Origin of the sequence: Proteus hauseri (genome assembly GCF_004116975.1) — a bacterium.
GTDB classification, from domain to species: domain Bacteria; phylum Pseudomonadota; class Gammaproteobacteria; order Enterobacterales; family Enterobacteriaceae; genus Proteus; species Proteus hauseri.
Genome location: NZ_CP026364.1, coordinates 147544 through 163511, shown reverse-complemented (window position 1 = coordinate 163511; position 15968 = coordinate 147544). Strand labels below are relative to the sequence as shown.

At 39.0% G+C, this 15968-nt stretch carries 16 protein-coding genes; 12 read left to right on the top strand and 4 right to left on the bottom strand.

Translation table 11 applies throughout. From position 1 onward, the window contains the following. Positions 1-493: 493 nt before the first annotated feature. Positions 494-1414, bottom strand: coding sequence for a DMT family transporter (locus tag PH4a_RS00725; RefSeq protein ID WP_064720508.1), 921 nt, complete (start codon positions 1412-1414; stop codon positions 494-496). Positions 1415-1535: 121 nt separating this feature from the next. Between PH4a_RS00725 and PH4a_RS00720 the strand changes: the two genes are divergently transcribed. The 11 genes from PH4a_RS00720 (at position 1536) to PH4a_RS00670 (ending at position 12274) form a co-directional block, all read left to right on the top strand. Continuing rightward, positions 1536-2315 (top strand): AraC family transcriptional regulator, encoded by a 780-nt coding sequence (locus tag PH4a_RS00720; RefSeq protein WP_064720507.1) that lies wholly within the window; start codon positions 1536-1538, stop codon positions 2313-2315. Positions 2316-2536: 221 nt separating this feature from the next. Beyond that, positions 2537-3664 (top strand): 4-phosphoerythronate dehydrogenase PdxB, encoded by a 1128-nt coding sequence (gene pdxB, locus PH4a_RS00715; RefSeq protein WP_129036997.1) that lies wholly within the window; start codon positions 2537-2539, stop codon positions 3662-3664. Between the two features lie 42 nt (positions 3665-3706). Then, complete coding sequence (locus tag PH4a_RS00710; RefSeq protein ID WP_129036995.1) at positions 3707-4717, top strand: aspartate-semialdehyde dehydrogenase; 1011 nt, start codon at positions 3707-3709, stop codon at positions 4715-4717. A gap of 55 nt (positions 4718-4772) precedes the next feature. Continuing rightward, positions 4773-5561, top strand: coding sequence for a tRNA pseudouridine(38-40) synthase TruA (truA, locus tag PH4a_RS00705; protein WP_129036993.1), 789 nt, complete (start codon positions 4773-4775; stop codon positions 5559-5561). A 36-nt stretch (positions 5562-5597) separates the two neighbouring features. Then, complete coding sequence (locus PH4a_RS00700) at positions 5598-6299, top strand: DedA family protein (RefSeq protein ID WP_129036991.1); 702 nt, start codon at positions 5598-5600, stop codon at positions 6297-6299. Between the two features lie 170 nt (positions 6300-6469). After that, positions 6470-7432 carry an acetyl-CoA carboxylase, carboxyltransferase subunit beta gene (accD, locus tag PH4a_RS00695; protein ID WP_064720502.1) on the top strand — a complete coding sequence of 321 codons (963 nt, stop codon included), beginning with the start codon at positions 6470-6472 and terminating at the stop codon, positions 7430-7432. Further along, positions 7425-8720, top strand: a complete 1296-nt coding sequence (gene folC / locus PH4a_RS00690) for a bifunctional tetrahydrofolate synthase/dihydrofolate synthase (protein ID WP_129036989.1) — start codon at positions 7425-7427, stop codon at positions 8718-8720. Before accD ends, folC begins: the two co-directional genes overlap by 8 nt. Next, positions 8713-9348, top strand: coding sequence for a cell division protein DedD (gene dedD / locus PH4a_RS00685; RefSeq protein WP_129036987.1), 636 nt, complete (start codon positions 8713-8715; stop codon positions 9346-9348). The genes folC and dedD overlap by 8 nt, the downstream gene beginning before the upstream one ends. 185 nt (positions 9349-9533) lie before the next feature. Continuing rightward, positions 9534-10040: a colicin V production protein gene (cvpA, locus tag PH4a_RS00680; protein ID WP_064720499.1), complete on the top strand. Its 507-nt coding sequence runs from the start codon at positions 9534-9536 to the stop codon at positions 10038-10040. A gap of 13 nt (positions 10041-10053) precedes the next feature. Beyond that, on the top strand, positions 10054-11571 hold the full coding sequence (purF, locus tag PH4a_RS00675; RefSeq protein ID WP_064720498.1) for an amidophosphoribosyltransferase: 1518 nt from the start codon (positions 10054-10056) through the stop codon (positions 11569-11571). A gap of 121 nt (positions 11572-11692) precedes the next feature. Beyond that, positions 11693-12274, top strand: coding sequence for a UbiX family flavin prenyltransferase (locus PH4a_RS00670; RefSeq protein ID WP_129036985.1), 582 nt, complete (start codon positions 11693-11695; stop codon positions 12272-12274). A gap of 135 nt (positions 12275-12409) precedes the next feature. Here the strand turns inward: PH4a_RS00670 and PH4a_RS00665 are convergent, their stop codons facing one another. Both PH4a_RS00665 and PH4a_RS00660 read right to left on the bottom strand, forming a co-directional pair. Then, complete coding sequence (locus PH4a_RS00665; protein WP_129036983.1) at positions 12410-13315, bottom strand: TIGR01777 family oxidoreductase; 906 nt, start codon at positions 13313-13315, stop codon at positions 12410-12412. 70 nt (positions 13316-13385) lie between these two features. Further along, complete coding sequence (locus PH4a_RS00660) at positions 13386-14000, bottom strand: glutathione binding-like protein (RefSeq protein ID WP_129036981.1); 615 nt, start codon at positions 13998-14000, stop codon at positions 13386-13388. Positions 14001-14198: 198 nt separating this feature from the next. Here PH4a_RS00660 and yfcD point away from each other — a divergent pair, with 198 nt between their 5' ends. Further along, entirely contained in the window at positions 14199-14741 is a 543-nt protein-coding gene (yfcD, locus tag PH4a_RS00655) for an NUDIX hydrolase YfcD (RefSeq protein ID WP_064720494.1), read from the top strand. On the opposite strand, the gene PH4a_RS00650 is transcribed toward yfcD, so the two are convergent. Further along, a complete protein-coding gene (locus PH4a_RS00650; RefSeq protein WP_129036979.1) occupies positions 14738-15784 on the bottom strand; it encodes a LacI family DNA-binding transcriptional regulator in 1047 nt (348 codons plus the stop codon). The genes yfcD and PH4a_RS00650 overlap by 4 nt on opposite strands. Positions 15785-15968: the final 184 nt, after the last annotated feature.

The following is a 15968-nucleotide window of genomic DNA, read 5'->3' as shown; positions in this document are numbered from 1 at the left end:
TAATAAAATAATTTAATTCGATAGTCTGAATAAAGATATTTTCAAATAAAAACTATTATAAAACGACTCTTTAACGGAATGATAAAAATAACAAAACAAATAATTGCTTAGTTTATTATTCTAAATTAATAGACTAAATGAACGACATACGATTATATGTTTATAAAAAAAATAAAGAATTTATTTCTATTCAATCGTTTAATTTAATTTTAATGATAATAATTAAATGTATTGTTTTATATGTATTTAGGTTAACAAAATTATCAATAACTAAAGAGTTGAACATGAAAAATTGATCTGGGTTATTTTATATTAATAAAGTAGAAGCTATTTAATATGAAAGTTGATAGTGTCTGTCCCCGGATACTTGTATTACTTTTATATTTTACACTTTGATTCTAATGTTAGTTTAGCACTATCTAAACTAACATTATGAAGTGACCGGCTAATTATTTAGCCGGCATTTTTTTATTATTGTCTTTTTGACATTGACTCACATCTCCTGATGGCAATCTGCTTTTTTATTTGCAGACTGACGTCGGAAATTCAGAGGTGTTCGCAGTTGCTGAACTAAAATTACACCAAGTAAAACTATTCCACCTCCGACTAAATGATAGCTATGCATCTCTTCTCCCAAAAAGCTAATTGCGATCATTGCAGTAAATAGTGGCATTAAATTCATAAAGATTGAGGTAGTATTAGCACCTAATTTCATTACACCTAAAATCCACAAATAAGGTGCAAGAATGGATGCGCCAATACCCGCAAATGCAACTAACCCGATATTATCTTTTGTTAAAGCAACACTCTCGGCCATAAAAAAATTAGGTAATAATAACAAAACACCAAAGGCAATTTGAACATAAAGCGATTGCCAACTTGGTAATGGAATAGACCAACGTTTTGTTAATACGCCATATAACGCATAAGAGGCTGAAGCAATAAACATCATTAATTCGCCATAACCTAATCCTTGAGAAAGCAAGTGAGAAGGTTCTCCTCGGCTAATTAACCAAACTAAGCCACCAATAGAAAGTAATGTACCTAATAAAATTCCGACAGTTGGAATAATACGTAATAAAAAAATACTAATCACAACAGTTAGCAAAGGAATAAGTGAATTTAATATTCCCATAAAAGTTGCACTAACATAATGAGCAGCATAATAAGCAAGGCTTTGGTACATCACCATACCTAATGCGCCCAATATAAATAATTTCCACCAATACTGTTTTACGGCTTTACGATGATGCCAAACAGGCATAATAAGAAAAGGCGTCATTATTAAAAAGGCAAGGAACCAGCGATAAAAAGAAATAGCCGCAGGATCAATCACAGAAGCTGCTGCTTTATTAACAACGGCATTAATAGACCAAATCAGTACCGCTAGAAGCGGAAAAATCGCGTTTTTCATTATTCTCACATCTATTTTTAAACCAGATGGCTATTGTATGCTTGTCTGATTAGATATATATAATGAAAACCAGACAACCTATAAGCCAATAAAGACAACATGACAGGAGAACAATATAAAGATGACAATAGAACAACAAATGCAATGGTTGCTCTCTGATCCTGACACAGTTCGATTTCGTGATGAGCAATTATTGGCAGAAACAGAGTTTCATTACCATCAGCATGATTTCGGACAGTTATTATATGTTGTTTCTGGTGTGATGGATCTCGAAGCAGGGGGTCAGCGTTTTTTAGCCCCTCCTGAATTTAGTGTTTGGATCCCAGAGAAAGTAGGACATGCAAGTTATAATAAAAAAACTTTGTCGTTTAAAGTGTTAGATGTTTCTCCTGCGTGGTCTAAAGGATTATTGGACAAGCCTTGTCTTATTCAATTAAGTCCTATTTTCTCAACAATCTTTTCTGATTTTTTTCATCGAGGTGTGTGTAAACCTCATACGGAAGAAGATTTTCGCTTAGCTCAGGTACTTATTGATCAATTAAAAGCGGCTCCTATACATCACACGTATTTACCTTCCTCAAAAGATAAATTATTAGCACCAATATTAGCCGCATTAGAGCAAGAACCGGCTAATAATACCTCATTAGAACAGTGGGCAAAAAAACGCTATACCTCAGAAAGGACGCTTTCACGGCGTTGTCAGCAAGAATTAGGTATGTCATTTAGCGAGTGGCGTAAGCGTTTAAGATTTTTACATGCGATTTCTTTATTAGAGCAGGGAAAAAGTGTCAATGAGGTTGCTTTTGATGTGGGGTATAGTTCGTCTTCTTCATTCATCGCAATGTTTCAACAATTTGCAGGAACAACGCCAGAGCGTTTTCGTCGATTACCAAATTGTTAAGACTTCTTTTCATATATTTACTTAAAATATGGGCAGATCTCATCGGCAATAATAGGCTTTGCTTTCAATAAGTGGCAAAATAGGCCGCTTAAATTTATTTTTTGTATGTGTTGTTTCATATGTATTGTTTAATTCATATTGTTTAATTCATATTGTTTAACACATATCTATTTTCCACAAATTGTTTACACACATAAATATCAAATCAGTGAGATAAAACCGTGAAAATTCTGGTTGATGAAAACATGCCTTATGCGGAACAACTCTTTCGCCAATTAGGTGAAGTAAAAGCGGTTCCCGGTCGTCCTTTACCTGCCGATGAACTGAATGACACCGATGCGTTAATGGTGAGATCGATTACTAAAGTCAATGAATCTCTATTATCAGGCAAGCCAGTTAAATTTGTTGGAACGGCAACTGCAGGTTTTGATCATGTTGATTTAGCATGGTTAAAGCAACAACAAATTGGTTTTTCATCCGCTCCTGGTTGTAACGCAATTGCTGTTGTTGAATATGTTTTTTCTGCATTAATGGTACTTGCAGAGCAAGACGGTTTTCAATTAATCGATAAAACGGTGGGCATTGTTGGTGTTGGTAATGTAGGGGGGCGATTAGCAAAACGACTGCGCTCACTTGGTGTAAATGTACTGCTTTGTGATCCTCCGAGAGCAGATAATGGTGATGATGAAACTTTCTATCCATTAGAAACGTTACTTAATGAGGCGGATATCCTAACTTTCCACACGCCTCTCAATAAATCAGGTCCTTATACTAGCTATCATTTAATTAATGAGAGCAATCTCGAAAAATTACCAGAAGGCTGCATTTTAGTTAATGCAAGTCGTGGTGAAGTTGTTGATAATCAAGCTCTACTTTCTGCACTTGAGCGTGGTAAAGCATTACGTGTGGTGTTAGATGTCTGGGAGCCAGAGCCAGATCTCTCTTTAGCGTTGCTTGATAAAATTGATATAGCAACACCTCATATTGCAGGTTACACCTTAGAGGGTAAGGCTCGGGGAACGACACAAGTTTATGAAGCTTATTGTGATTTTATTGGTCAACCACAACATGTTGAGTTATCAACATTATTACCGGTACCCGTAATTTCAACAATTTCTGTACAAGGTGAGTTAACGCAATCATTACTCAAACAACTTATTCACCTTGTTTATGATGTGCGTCGTGATGATGCACCATTACGTCAAGTTGCAGGTATAAAAGGCGAGTTTGATAAATTGCGTAAGTTTTATCCTGTACGTCGCGAGTGGTCTTCATTACAGGTTATTTGCGATAATGAAACAACGGCTAACACACTGAACGCCATTGGTTTTAATGCAAAATACCAGTAAGCGACATCATTTTTAACATTTTATTGTATTGGAGGAGGTCTCATGGGAGACGGTTGGAATATTGCGCTTGTTGGTGCAACTGGCTCGGTTGGTGAAGCTATTATCGAACTTTTACAAGAACGCGAATTTCCGATAGGAGAGTTTACGGCTATTGCTAGTGAAGACAGCATCGGAAAGGTTTTGCGAGTAAATGGTAAAAGTGTTTCTGTGCAAGGGATCCATAATATTGAGTGGGCTGATGTTCAATTGGCATTTTTTGCCGCGCCAGTTGAGATTAGTGCGCAATATGCACAACAAGCTGCTGACTCAGGTTGTATCGTTATTGATTGTAGTGGCGTATTTGCAATGGATTGGGATGTGCCTCTTGTTGTTCCTGGTGTTAATAACTCGATGCTAGGGGAATATCGCACTCGTAATATTGTCGCTGTCGCCGATAGCATGGTTTGTCAGTTATTACGTGCCATTAACCCATTAACTGAATCTGCTGGTTTGACTCGCCTAAATGTCACTAATTTAATGTCTGTTTCTCGTTTTGGAAAACAAGCTGTTGATGAGTTAGCAGGACAAAGTGCTCGTTTATTAAATGGTATTCCAGCTGAATTAAGTCACTTTAGCAAACAGCTAGCATTTAATATTTTACCATTACTGGTTGATAACGAAGGCTCAATTAAAGAAGAGCGTCTAATGGTCGATCAGATACGTAAGGTATTACAAGATGAAGGTTTACCTATATCTGTGACTTCATTACAAGCACCTGTTTTTTACGGTAATGCACAAGCTGTGCAACTAGAAACTACACGCCCTATGGGGAGTGATGAAGCACGTGAAACACTACAAGAAAGTGATGATCTAAACATCAGTGATGAAAATGATTTTCCAACACAAGTGACGGATGCTTCTGGTAATACAAGCTTAAATTTAGGCTGTTTCCGCAATGATTATGGTGTGCCTGAAGCACTACAGTTTTGGTCAGTTGCTGATAACGTACGCTTTGGTGGTGCATTAATGGCAGTAGAAATTGCAGAAAAATTAATGCAGGAGCAGTTTTACTAATGAACGCTGAAGTAACAGTACCGCCTGTTATCAATACGCAAGTACCCCCCTAAAGCTGGCTTTAGGGGTTGAGTATGACGGTAGTCATTATTATGGCTGGCAACGACAAAACGAAGTACGTAGTGTGCAAGAGCGATTAGAAAAGGCGCTTTCTCAAGTAGCAAACGAGCCTATATCGGTTTTTTGTGCTGGCAGAACAGATGCGGGAGTTCATGCAACAGGGCAAGTTGTTCATTTTGAAACAACCGCGCATCGTAAAGATGCAGCATGGACAATGGGCGTTAATACCCATTTACCTAGCGATATTGCTGTGCGTTGGGTAAAAAATGTTGCTGATGATTTTCATGCTCGTTTTAGTGCAACGGCAAGGCGTTATCGATATGTGATTTTTAATCATCGTTATCGTCCTGCAATATTGTCTGCAGGGGTTACACATTTTCATTATCCATTAGATGAAACGCGTATGCATCAAGCAGCACAGTGCCTATTAGGCGAAAATGATTTTACTTCATTTAGAGCTGTGCAATGCCAATCGCGTACACCGTGGCGTAACGTTATGCATGTTAATGTCTCTCGTTTTGGTGATTATGTGGTGGTAGATATTAAAGCTAATGCCTTTGTGCATCATATGGTAAGAAATATTGTTGGCAGCTTACTCGAAATTGGTTGCGGTAATCAAAACATCAATTGGATGGCTGAGTTATTAGCATTAAAAGATCGCACCAAAGCCGCAGCAACAGCAAAAGCAAATGGACTGTATTTAGTCGCTGTAGATTACCCTGATAGCTTTGAATTACCAAAACCTGCAATGGGCCCGCTATTTTTAGCTGATAACCCGTTTTAAATGTCTTAATAAAGCTGCCCCGATTTCTGAGGATTTATGGAATTATTAACGCAATTTGTTGATCTAATAAAATTTTTAATCGATTTTATTTTACATATCGATGCGCATTTAGCCGAGTTAGTTGCACAATATGGTACATGGGTTTATGCCATTTTATTTTTAATTGTGTTTTGTGAAACAGGATTAGTGGTTACACCTTTCTTACCTGGTGACTCATTACTGTTTGTTGCAGGAGCGCTTGCATCACTAGATACAAATGATGTGAATGTGCATATTATTGTATTGTTATTGCTTTGTGCCGCAATTTTAGGTGACGCAGTTAACTATTCAATTGGGCGGCTGTTTGGTGAAAAACTTTTTAGTAAGCCTAATTCGCGTATTTTCCGCCGTGAATATTTAGATAAAACACATGCTTTTTATGAAAAACATGGTGGTAAAGCAATAATTTTGGCAAGATTTGTGCCGATTATCCGAACCTTTGCGCCATTCGTTGCAGGAATGGGCAAAATGTCTTATCGTCATTTTGCCTTTTATAATGTAACTGGGGCAATTGTATGGGTACTGCTATTTACTTATGCAGGATATTTTTTTGGTGACTTAGAGATAGTTCAAAAGAACTTAAAATTGCTAATTGTTGCCATTATTGTTATTTCTATTTTACCGGGCGTCATTGAAATCATGCGCCATCGCAGAGCGAGCGCAAAAGCCAAGAAAGAAAATGATAACAAAGAGGTTTGAGCAGTTATCATTAGCTTTTGCCGTAGAATAGCAATAATAAAGAGATGCGCTGAAAATCAGTAAGCGGTATCATCGTAAACTTTGCTAACCACACAGCCAGTGCATTGTGGTTTGACATGCTCACAATAACTAAACTGGCGAAGGTCAGATTCAGACGAAAAGGTCCATTAATGAGCTGGATTGAAAAAATTCTTAATAAAAGCACCATCACAAGTTCACGTAAAGCCAATATCCCTGAAGGGGTTTGGACTAAGTGTGATAGCTGTGGGCAGGTACTCTATCGCGCAGAGTTAGAGCGTAATTTAGAGGTTTGCCCTAAATGTGATCACCATATGCGTATTTCAGCGCGCCGTCGCCTTGAAACCTTTCTGGATGCAGGAAGTACCACAGAATTAGGTAGCGAATTAGAGCCTAAAGATATTCTGAAATTCCGCGACTCCAAAAAATACAAAGACAGAATCAGTGCTGCTCAAAAGCAAACGCAAGAAAAAGACGCATTAATCGTCATGAAAGGAACGTTAAAAACGATGCCAGTTGTTGCTGCATCTTTTGAGTTTGCATTTATGGGCGGTTCTATGGCTTCTGTTGTGGGTGCTCGTTTTGTTCGTGCGGTTGAACAAGCATTAGAAGATAACTGCCCGCTGGTCTGTTTCTCAGCAAGTGGTGGTGCGCGTATGCAAGAAGCATTGATGTCATTAATGCAAATGGCTAAAACCAGCGCAGCATTAGCTAAAATGCAAGAGCGTGGATTACCATATATTTCTGTTATGACAGATCCAACAATGGGTGGTGTTTCTGCCAGTTTAGCTATGTTAGGCGATATTAACGTTGCTGAGCCTAAAGCGCTGATTGGTTTTGCTGGCCCTCGTGTTATTGAACAAACAGTGCGAGAAAAGCTGCCCGCAGGATTTCAGCGTAGTGAATTTCTGTTAGAAAAAGGGGCGATAGATATGATTGTTCGTCGTCCTCAAATGCGTGATGAACTGGCTGAATTACTGTCTAAATTGACTCAATACGATTTAGTAAAAGATGAAGATGAAATCATTGGTGAAGAGTTTATCGCTGATGAAATTGAATCTGCAGATAATGAGCCAGAAATTAACATCGAAACGAATAAAAAAGAAGATGTCTAATATCATAACTGCTCCTAAAGCCACATCGCCCTTGTCGGTGTGGCTTTCTTACCTTGAACATCTACATTCAAGCGCTATTGATATGGGCTTAGAACGTGTTGGCAAGGTAGGAAAGGTATTGGATGTGTTACGACCTGCACCAAAAGTGATTACTGTTTCAGGCACTAATGGTAAAGGCACAACATGCCATATGTTAGAGTCAATTCTGATTGCTTCGGGATTGAAGGTTGGCGTTTATAGCTCACCTCATTTAGTTCGTTACACTGAACGTGTGCGAATTCAGGGTAAAGAGTTGTCAGGATCTGCCTTTTGTGAAGTGTTTGCTCAAATAGAGCAAACAAGAGGGGATATATCCTTAACTTTTTTTGAATATGGCACATTAGCGGCTTTGAAATTATTTCAGCAAGCTCAACTTGATGTGGTTATTCTTGAAGTGGGTTTAGGTGGTCGATTAGATGCCACAAATATTGTTGATGCAGATATTGCTGCTATCACCAGTATTGCTCTTGATCATACAGACTGGTTAGGCGCAGATAGAGAACATATTGGCAGAGAAAAAGCAGGTATCTTCCGTGCTGGGCACTTTGGTGTTGTTGGTGAGCCAGATATGCCTCAATCAATTGCTGATGTGGCACATGAAAAACAAACTCAGCTTTTCCGCCGTGGTACTGATTGGTCGTTCTCTGTTGATGGTATTCATTGGCATTGGCGCTGTGCTGATAGACAATTTGAACAACTCCCTATTCCCAATATCCCATTAGCGAATGCGGCAACGGCAATGGCTGTTGTGCGTTGCCTGTTACAATCAGATGATAAAGTCAGTCAAGCAATTACTTATCAAAGTATTGTAGAGGGAATGTCACAAGCACAATTACCAGGTCGTTTCCAGATTATTTCTCATCAGCCATTAGTTATTTTGGATGTTGCACATAATCCACATGCTGCTGGATATTTAACTGAGAAATTAGCACAATTACCTCGCCAATCTGATACTAAGGTTCGTCTTGTTGTTGGTATGCTAGGTGATAAAGATATCGCGGGTACTTTGGCATGTTTAAAAAAACAAGCAGACCTGTGGTATGTTGCGCCGCTTAATGAGTTTCGTGGTGCAAAAGCTGAAGTGTTGGCGCAGCATCTTGATGCTCCCGCCGTATTTGACAGTGTAGAGCAAGCATGGCAACAAGCTATTTTAGATGCAAAAGAAAATGACATTGTTGTTGTTTGTGGTTCATTCCATACCGTTGCTCATGTAATGGAACTTTTGGAAAAGGAGAGTATGGGTGGCTAGTAAATTTCAAAATCGCTTAGTCGGTGCCGTTGTGCTGGTGGCTGTAGGTGTCATTGTTCTACCTGCATTGCTTGACGGCGATAAGAAATATAACGAAGACCAGTTCGCCTCTATTCCTTTAGTACCTAAGCCTGGTGATGAGCAAGAAATTGAATCAATAGCACCGATACAACAAACGACAACACCTTCTACACCATCAGAAGGTGCATCGGAAGCAATGCTTTCTGAAGCGGTAACAGGCGTTGAACAGCCCGCAGTGTCAACACCCGATTTACCTGTTGTCCAGCCAGTTACTCCTCAGCCACAGCCTATACCAGAAACACCTGTTGTGGTTAATCCACCTGTACAACCAACTCCACCACCGATTGAGGAAATTAAGCCGCCAAAAGGTGAGGCATGGGTTGTTCAACTTGGCGCATTAAAAAATGCCGCTAAAGTTGAAGAGATTATTGCAAAAATGCATTTTTCAGGTTACCCAGTTTATACCGTGCCAGCGCGTCCAGTATCAGGGCAAGTGACACGTATTTATATTGGACCTAATGCCTCTAAATCAGAATTGCAAGCAATGTTGCCTCGTTTAAAAGAGTTAACAGGATTGCAAGGTGAGGTAAGAGCGTATAAGCCTTAATGTATTTTGGAGAAACTCATCAGATGAGTGATGTAACAAGGTGTTAACTTATTGCGGCGATTATGATTTTTCATGTCGCCGTAAATTATTTTAAATTATCGAAAATTAGCGTTACGCAAACGTTTTCGTTTTCTGTTAGAATGCTTTCGTATTAATGCGGGGCATCGTTATTGGATAGAGAATTTATGGTCTGGATAGATTACGCCATTATTGCCATTATCGGGTTTTCCGCATTAGTTAGCCTGATCCGTGGCTTTGTTCGTGAAGCATTGTCACTTATCACCTGGGGTTGTGGTTTTTTTGTTGCTAGTCAGTTTTATCCTTATCTTGCCGTCTATTTTACCCGGTTTGAAGATGAACTGGTTCGTAACGGGATAGCGATAGTTTCATTGTTTATTGCGACATTAATTGTTGGTGCTGTTGTAAATTATGTTATTAGCTCTCTTGTTCAACGCACAGGGTTATCAGGTACAGATCGTGTATTGGGGGTCTGTTTCGGGGCATTAAGAGGCGTGCTTATTGTATCAGCACTACTTTTTGTATTGGGTGCATTTACTCCTATGGCAGAGAGTGCTGATTGGCAACGTTCTGAACTTATTCCTCAATTCAACCATATCATTAGGTGGTTCTTTGACTACCTGCAAAATGCGTCAAGTTTCGTGTCGGAGAATGTAACCTCTCCGTCTGGCTGATGAGGATCTTTTCATGTGCGGTATTGTCGGTATCGCTGGAGTTAATCCAGTAAACCAATCAATTTATGATGCGTTAACGGTGTTACAACACCGTGGTCAGGATGCAGCAGGCATTGCAACGATAGACGGTAACAATGGTTTCCGTCTTCGCAAAGCCAACGGACTGGTGAAAGATGTTTTTGAAACTCGCCATATGCTGCGTTTAAAAGGAACTATCGGGATAGGTCATGTGCGTTATCCAACAGCAGGTAGTTCGAGTGCATCAGAAGCTCAGCCTTTTTATGTGAACTCTCCTTTTGGTATTACGTTGGCGCATAATGGTAATTTAACCAATGCGCATTTATTACGTCGCCAACTGTTTGAGACAGCACGTAGGCATATCAATACCACCTCTGATTCTGAAATTTTACTCAATGTACTTGCCTATGAATTAGACCGTTTCGATCATTTTCCACTCGAACCAGATAATATTTTTACGGCTGTTGCTGCAATGCATAAAAAACTATGTGGTGCTTATGCTTGCGTTGCTCTTATTATCAGCCACGGTCTTTTGGCTTTTCGTGATCCCTTTGGTATTCGTCCCCTTGTTTTAGGCAAGCGCACACTGGAGGATGGACGCCATGAGTATATGGTGGCATCAGAAAGTGTTGCTTTAGATACTTTGGGCTTTGAGTTCTTACGTGATGTTGCGCCAGGCGAGGCGGTTTATATTACAGAACAAGGGCAATTATTTACCCGCCAATGTGCGGAAAATCCGCAATTAATGCCTTGTTTATTTGAGTATGTTTATTTTGCGCGTCCTGATTCTTTTATCGATAAAATCTCTGTTTATAATGCGCGTTTGCGTATGGGCCAAAAATTAGGGGCTAAGATCGCAAAAGAGTGGGATGAATTACAAATAGATGTAGTTATTCCTATTCCCGAAACCTCTTGTGATATTGCGTTAGAAATTGCTCATATACTGAATAAACCGTATCGCCAAGGCTTTGTAAAAAATCGCTATGTAGGCCGTACTTTTATTATGCCGGGTCAACAAGAGCGTCGTAAGTCAGTCAGACGCAAGCTTAACGCTAATCGCGCCGAGTTTCGTGATAAAAACGTGTTACTTATCGATGATTCAATTGTTCGGGGTACGACATCAGAGCAAATTGTTGAATTAGCAAGAGAGGCGGGTGCTAAAAAAGTTTATTTTGCTTCAGCAGCGCCAGAAGTTCGCTTCCCTAATGTGTATGGTATTGATATGCCAAACGCTAATGAACTGATCGCTCATGGACGCGAAGTTGATGAAATTCGTAAATTGATTGGCGCAGATGGCTTAATTTTCCAAGAACTGGGCGACCTTATTGCAGCAGTTCAAGAAGAAAATCCAGATATTAGCCAATTCGAATGTTCAGTATTTGATGGCGTATATATCACAAAAGATATTGACCAAGACTATTTAGATTACTTAGAAAATCTACGTCGTGATGATGAACATAAAATTCGTGATCAAAATGAAATAGAGAACTTAGAAATCTATAACGAAGGCTAAATTTGCGTTAATATAGCCATCCTTATACAGCGCCGATGCTAGAGTATTTCTACATCGGCGCTTGTCTTTTGAGGGTTAATCATCATAATGATTTACGTTGATATATATTCTGAGGATTATAATGAAAAAGCTGATAGTAGGGCTAACTGGTGCTAGTGGTGCAATTTATGGCATACGTTTGTTAGAGATATTAAAATGTGTGCCATCAGTAGAAACGCATTTGGTCATTAGCCAAGCTGCTCGTCGTACTATCTCCTTAGAAACAACGTATTCATTAAAAGATATTTATGAATTAGCTGATGTCATTTACGATGATCGTGATATTGGTGCAACTATCTCTTCGGGTTCATTTCGTGTTAATGGCATGGTTATTTTGCCATGTTCAATCAAAAGTTTGTCAGGTATCGTTCATAGTTATACTGATACACTAGTTACTCGAGCTGCTGATGTAGTGTTAAAAGAAGGACGTAAATTAGTGCTATGTGTACGCGAAACCCCATTACATTTAGGGCACTTACGTTTGATGACACAAGCCGCAGAATTGGGTGCTATTATTATGCCTCCTGTACCTGCTTTTTATTTTCAGCCTAAAACGATAGATGACATTGTTAATCAAACAATTAATCGTGTACTAGATCAATTTGATGTTGATTTACCTGATGATTTATTTCAAAGGTGGCAAGGGGATAAACCTGCTCGATAAATACTTGTCATACTTCAAGTTGCAGTGTTGTTGACTGAGTTTATTCGCACTAGTCACATACTTATGTATGCTCCTAGCGACTCATTTGCTTGTCGCCTTGCTGCAGCTTGAATTATTTAAAGTATAAAAAAGAAGTTATTTTCCCGTATTAATAATATCCGTTAATGCTTCTTCCAATTGTGGGTAGCGAAATTCAAAGCCAGCATTAAGTAATTTTTCAGGAATAGCTTGCTGTCCACCTAAAACTAATGTCGCACTTTCCCCCATAATTAAACGCAATGCAGTGGCTGGAACCGTCATTAACGCAGGGCGTTTAAATACTTTGCCTAAAATGTAGGTAAATTCTTTATTTTGCACCGGATTTGGTGCTGTTAAGTTAAATGCACCTTTAGCTTGTTCTTCATTAAGTAAGAACACAATTGCGTTGACCATATCATCGATATGGATCCACGGCATATATTGTGTTCCACTACCTAATTTCCCTCCAAGACCTAATTTAAAGGGTTTACTCATTTTGGGTAATGCGCCGCCTAATGTTGATAATACAATGCCTGTACGTAGCAAACAGACTCGAGTTAGCGGAGTTTGTGCTTCAAGTGCGATACTTTCCCATTTCGCACAGAGATCATGAGTAAATTCTGGATTTGCTGGCGTTTTTTCAGTCACCAACGTGTTTTTTTGATCACCATAAAAACCGACAGCAGAACCAGAGATAAAAACAGAAGGCGGTGAACTACCTGCTTTAAGTAAATCAACGAGTTTTTGGGTTAATTCACAGCGGCTATCAACTAATTTTTGTTTATGCGATGGTGTCCAGCGTTGATCAGCTATGGGTTCTCCAGCAAGATTAATGACAGCATCGAACTCATCAAGGCTATTTTTATCGCCTAATTGAGTCCAACAGGTTATTTCATTACAAAAATGTGAATAAACCTTTTGTGGCGAACGAGAAAGAACCGTAATATGATGGTTATCAAGCGCAAGCTGACAAACTAAAGCTTTACCTATTAATCCTGTTCCGCCAGTGATAAGTATTTTCATCACAAATCCTCCTGATTTTATTTCCTATATTGAAGATTAATATCATCCTGATGTGTTAGCCGATTTTGTATTAGCCAAATAATTTTTTCGCTGCTGGGCGTTGACTGATAGCATTAAACCATTTTTCTACTGCTGGGTAATTAGTGAGACTAATATTATGGTGTTTGTGAGCACGTACCCAGGTATAAGTGGCGATATCTGCAATACTGTAATGTTGGCCACCAAGGTAAGTTGATTGGCTTAGTCTTTTATTTAATACGTTATACAAGCGTTGTGTCTCTTCAGTATAGCGTTTAATTGCATAAGGTACGGTTTCAGAGGCATAACGAGTAAAATGATGATTTTGTCCTAACATTGGGCCGAATCCACCAACTTGCCAAAATAGCCACTGCAGTTGGTGTGTTTTTTCTCTTAGCTCTTGGCTAAATAATTTGCCGCTTTTCTCTGCTAAATAAATCAAAATAGCGCCAGATTCAAAAATAGCGATAGGTTCACCGCCATCAATTGGCTTGTGATCAACAATGGCAGGAATTTTATTGTTGGGTGAAATGGCTAAGAATTCGGGTTTAAATTGATCACCTTTGCTGATATCAATTGAATGTAATTGATAAGGGATCTCGGCTTCTTCAAGAAAAAGTGTGATTTTCTGTCCATTAGGGGTATCTGCATAATAAAGATCAATCATAGAAATCTCCTGAGTGAAACGAGCACTTTATGGTAAATATTTTCACAGTCTGCCTTTTAACATCACAAAAAGCAAAAAAGAGCAAGATAGATAAAACAACTAACATATGATTATTATAGTGGTGAAATATAGCGGTTTTGATATATTCAGGATAAAAATTACGATAGTTTAATATCGGTTAAAAAAGGTTTGTTGAGGATGGAACAAGAAAATACGGCAGTGGTCGAGTGGGTTGATATTGTTGATGATAAAAATGAGGTAGTTGCCCAAGCAACTCGTCAACAAATGCGAGCAGAAAACCTACGACACAGAGCAACTTATATTGTCATACATGACGGTATGGGGAAAATTCTGGCACAACGCCGCACAGAAACAAAAGATTTTTATCCTGGTTGGTTAGATGCCACCGCTGGTGGTGTTGTGCAGCAAGGTGAAAACTTACTTGAAAGTGCGCGTCGTGAAGCAGAAGAGGAACTAGGCATTGCGGGCGTTCCTTTTGCTGAGCATGGGCAGTTTTATTACGATGATAAAAGTTGTCGTGTATGGGGCAGCTTATTTAGTTGTGTTTCTCACGGCCCTTTCGCCTTACAAGCAGAAGAAATTGAGGAAGTTCGTTGGCTAACCCCCTCTGAAATAACAGAGCGTTGTGATGAATTTACACCGGATTCACTAAAAGCACTTTCACTTTGGTTAACACGCAATAACAGCACACGTTTAGAAGCAAGAGAAACTGTCGATTAAGGCGTACTTTGCCCTGTTTCAAAGCGATAAGCATAGTTGATAACGGTATCTTCAAATATAGCGTTATCATCTTCGTCTCGTAGTCGCTGTAAAAGTGTTATCAGATGTTTTCCTGCATCTTTTCCCATTTTATGGTAATCAAAATGAATAGAGGTGAGTGAAGGAAATATCTGAGCACTATTATCTGAGCCTTCCAAACAAGCAATTGCGAGATCTTGAGGGATCTTAATTAAGCGGCGCTGACATTCAAAGATCATGCCTAACGCAATGCTTTCATGACTACATATCACTGCATCTAATTCAGGTTGACGTAATAAAATTTCAGTTAATGCTTGTCGTCCATAAGCCATTGATGCGGGATCCGGCGTAGTAACACTTTGCTCTGCATTTAAATAATTTTTGAGTAAAGCACGTGACCAACCTGTTATTTGCTGATGATGAAAGCGCTGTCCTTGCAATGCACCAATATAGCCAATACAACGTTTACCTTGAGAGACTAAATAGTGCGTTAATTCAAAAGCTGCTTGTTCGTAGGGACATTCAATACTAATTGCAGCCTGGTCGTTAGATTGGCTAGCAACGCTCACCACAGGTACATTGGCATTACTAATATGTAAAAAATGAGGTGTACTTAATTGAGAACCAAATGTCACTAATGCTGCTGGATTACTTTGTAATAGCATATTGATGACATCGGTTGCTTTATGTGGTTGATGTTCATAACAGCCCACTAAGATCTGATATTGATGACGATTAAGCACTTGTTGCAATGACTGCATAAAATCAGCACTAGCTTTATCTGTAAAAGAAGGCAAAAGAACGGAGACAATATGACTTTGCGCGGAAGCCAAAGCACCTGCTGACGCATTGGGAATATAGCCTAGTTCTTCAACAGATTGGTTAACTTTTTCTCTTAATTTATCAGAAACCAGTTCAGGAGTTCGCAATGCGCGAGAAACGGTCATGGAACCGACACCTGCGTGTTTTGCGACATCTTGTAAAGTGACGCGACCTGTATTTCGGCGCTTACGTGTTTTTATCATTCTTTTTATACTTGTTTATCTCAATTTTATTGAAAGTAGATCCTACCTGAAATCTTCTCATTATGCTGAAACAATACAGTCGCAATTGTTGGCATTTTCTGCAATTAACATTTCATTAAAATGATAGCGCTATCACAATTGTGAATCTTCTATCTAGATAGCGCTACCATAAATGATTACTATC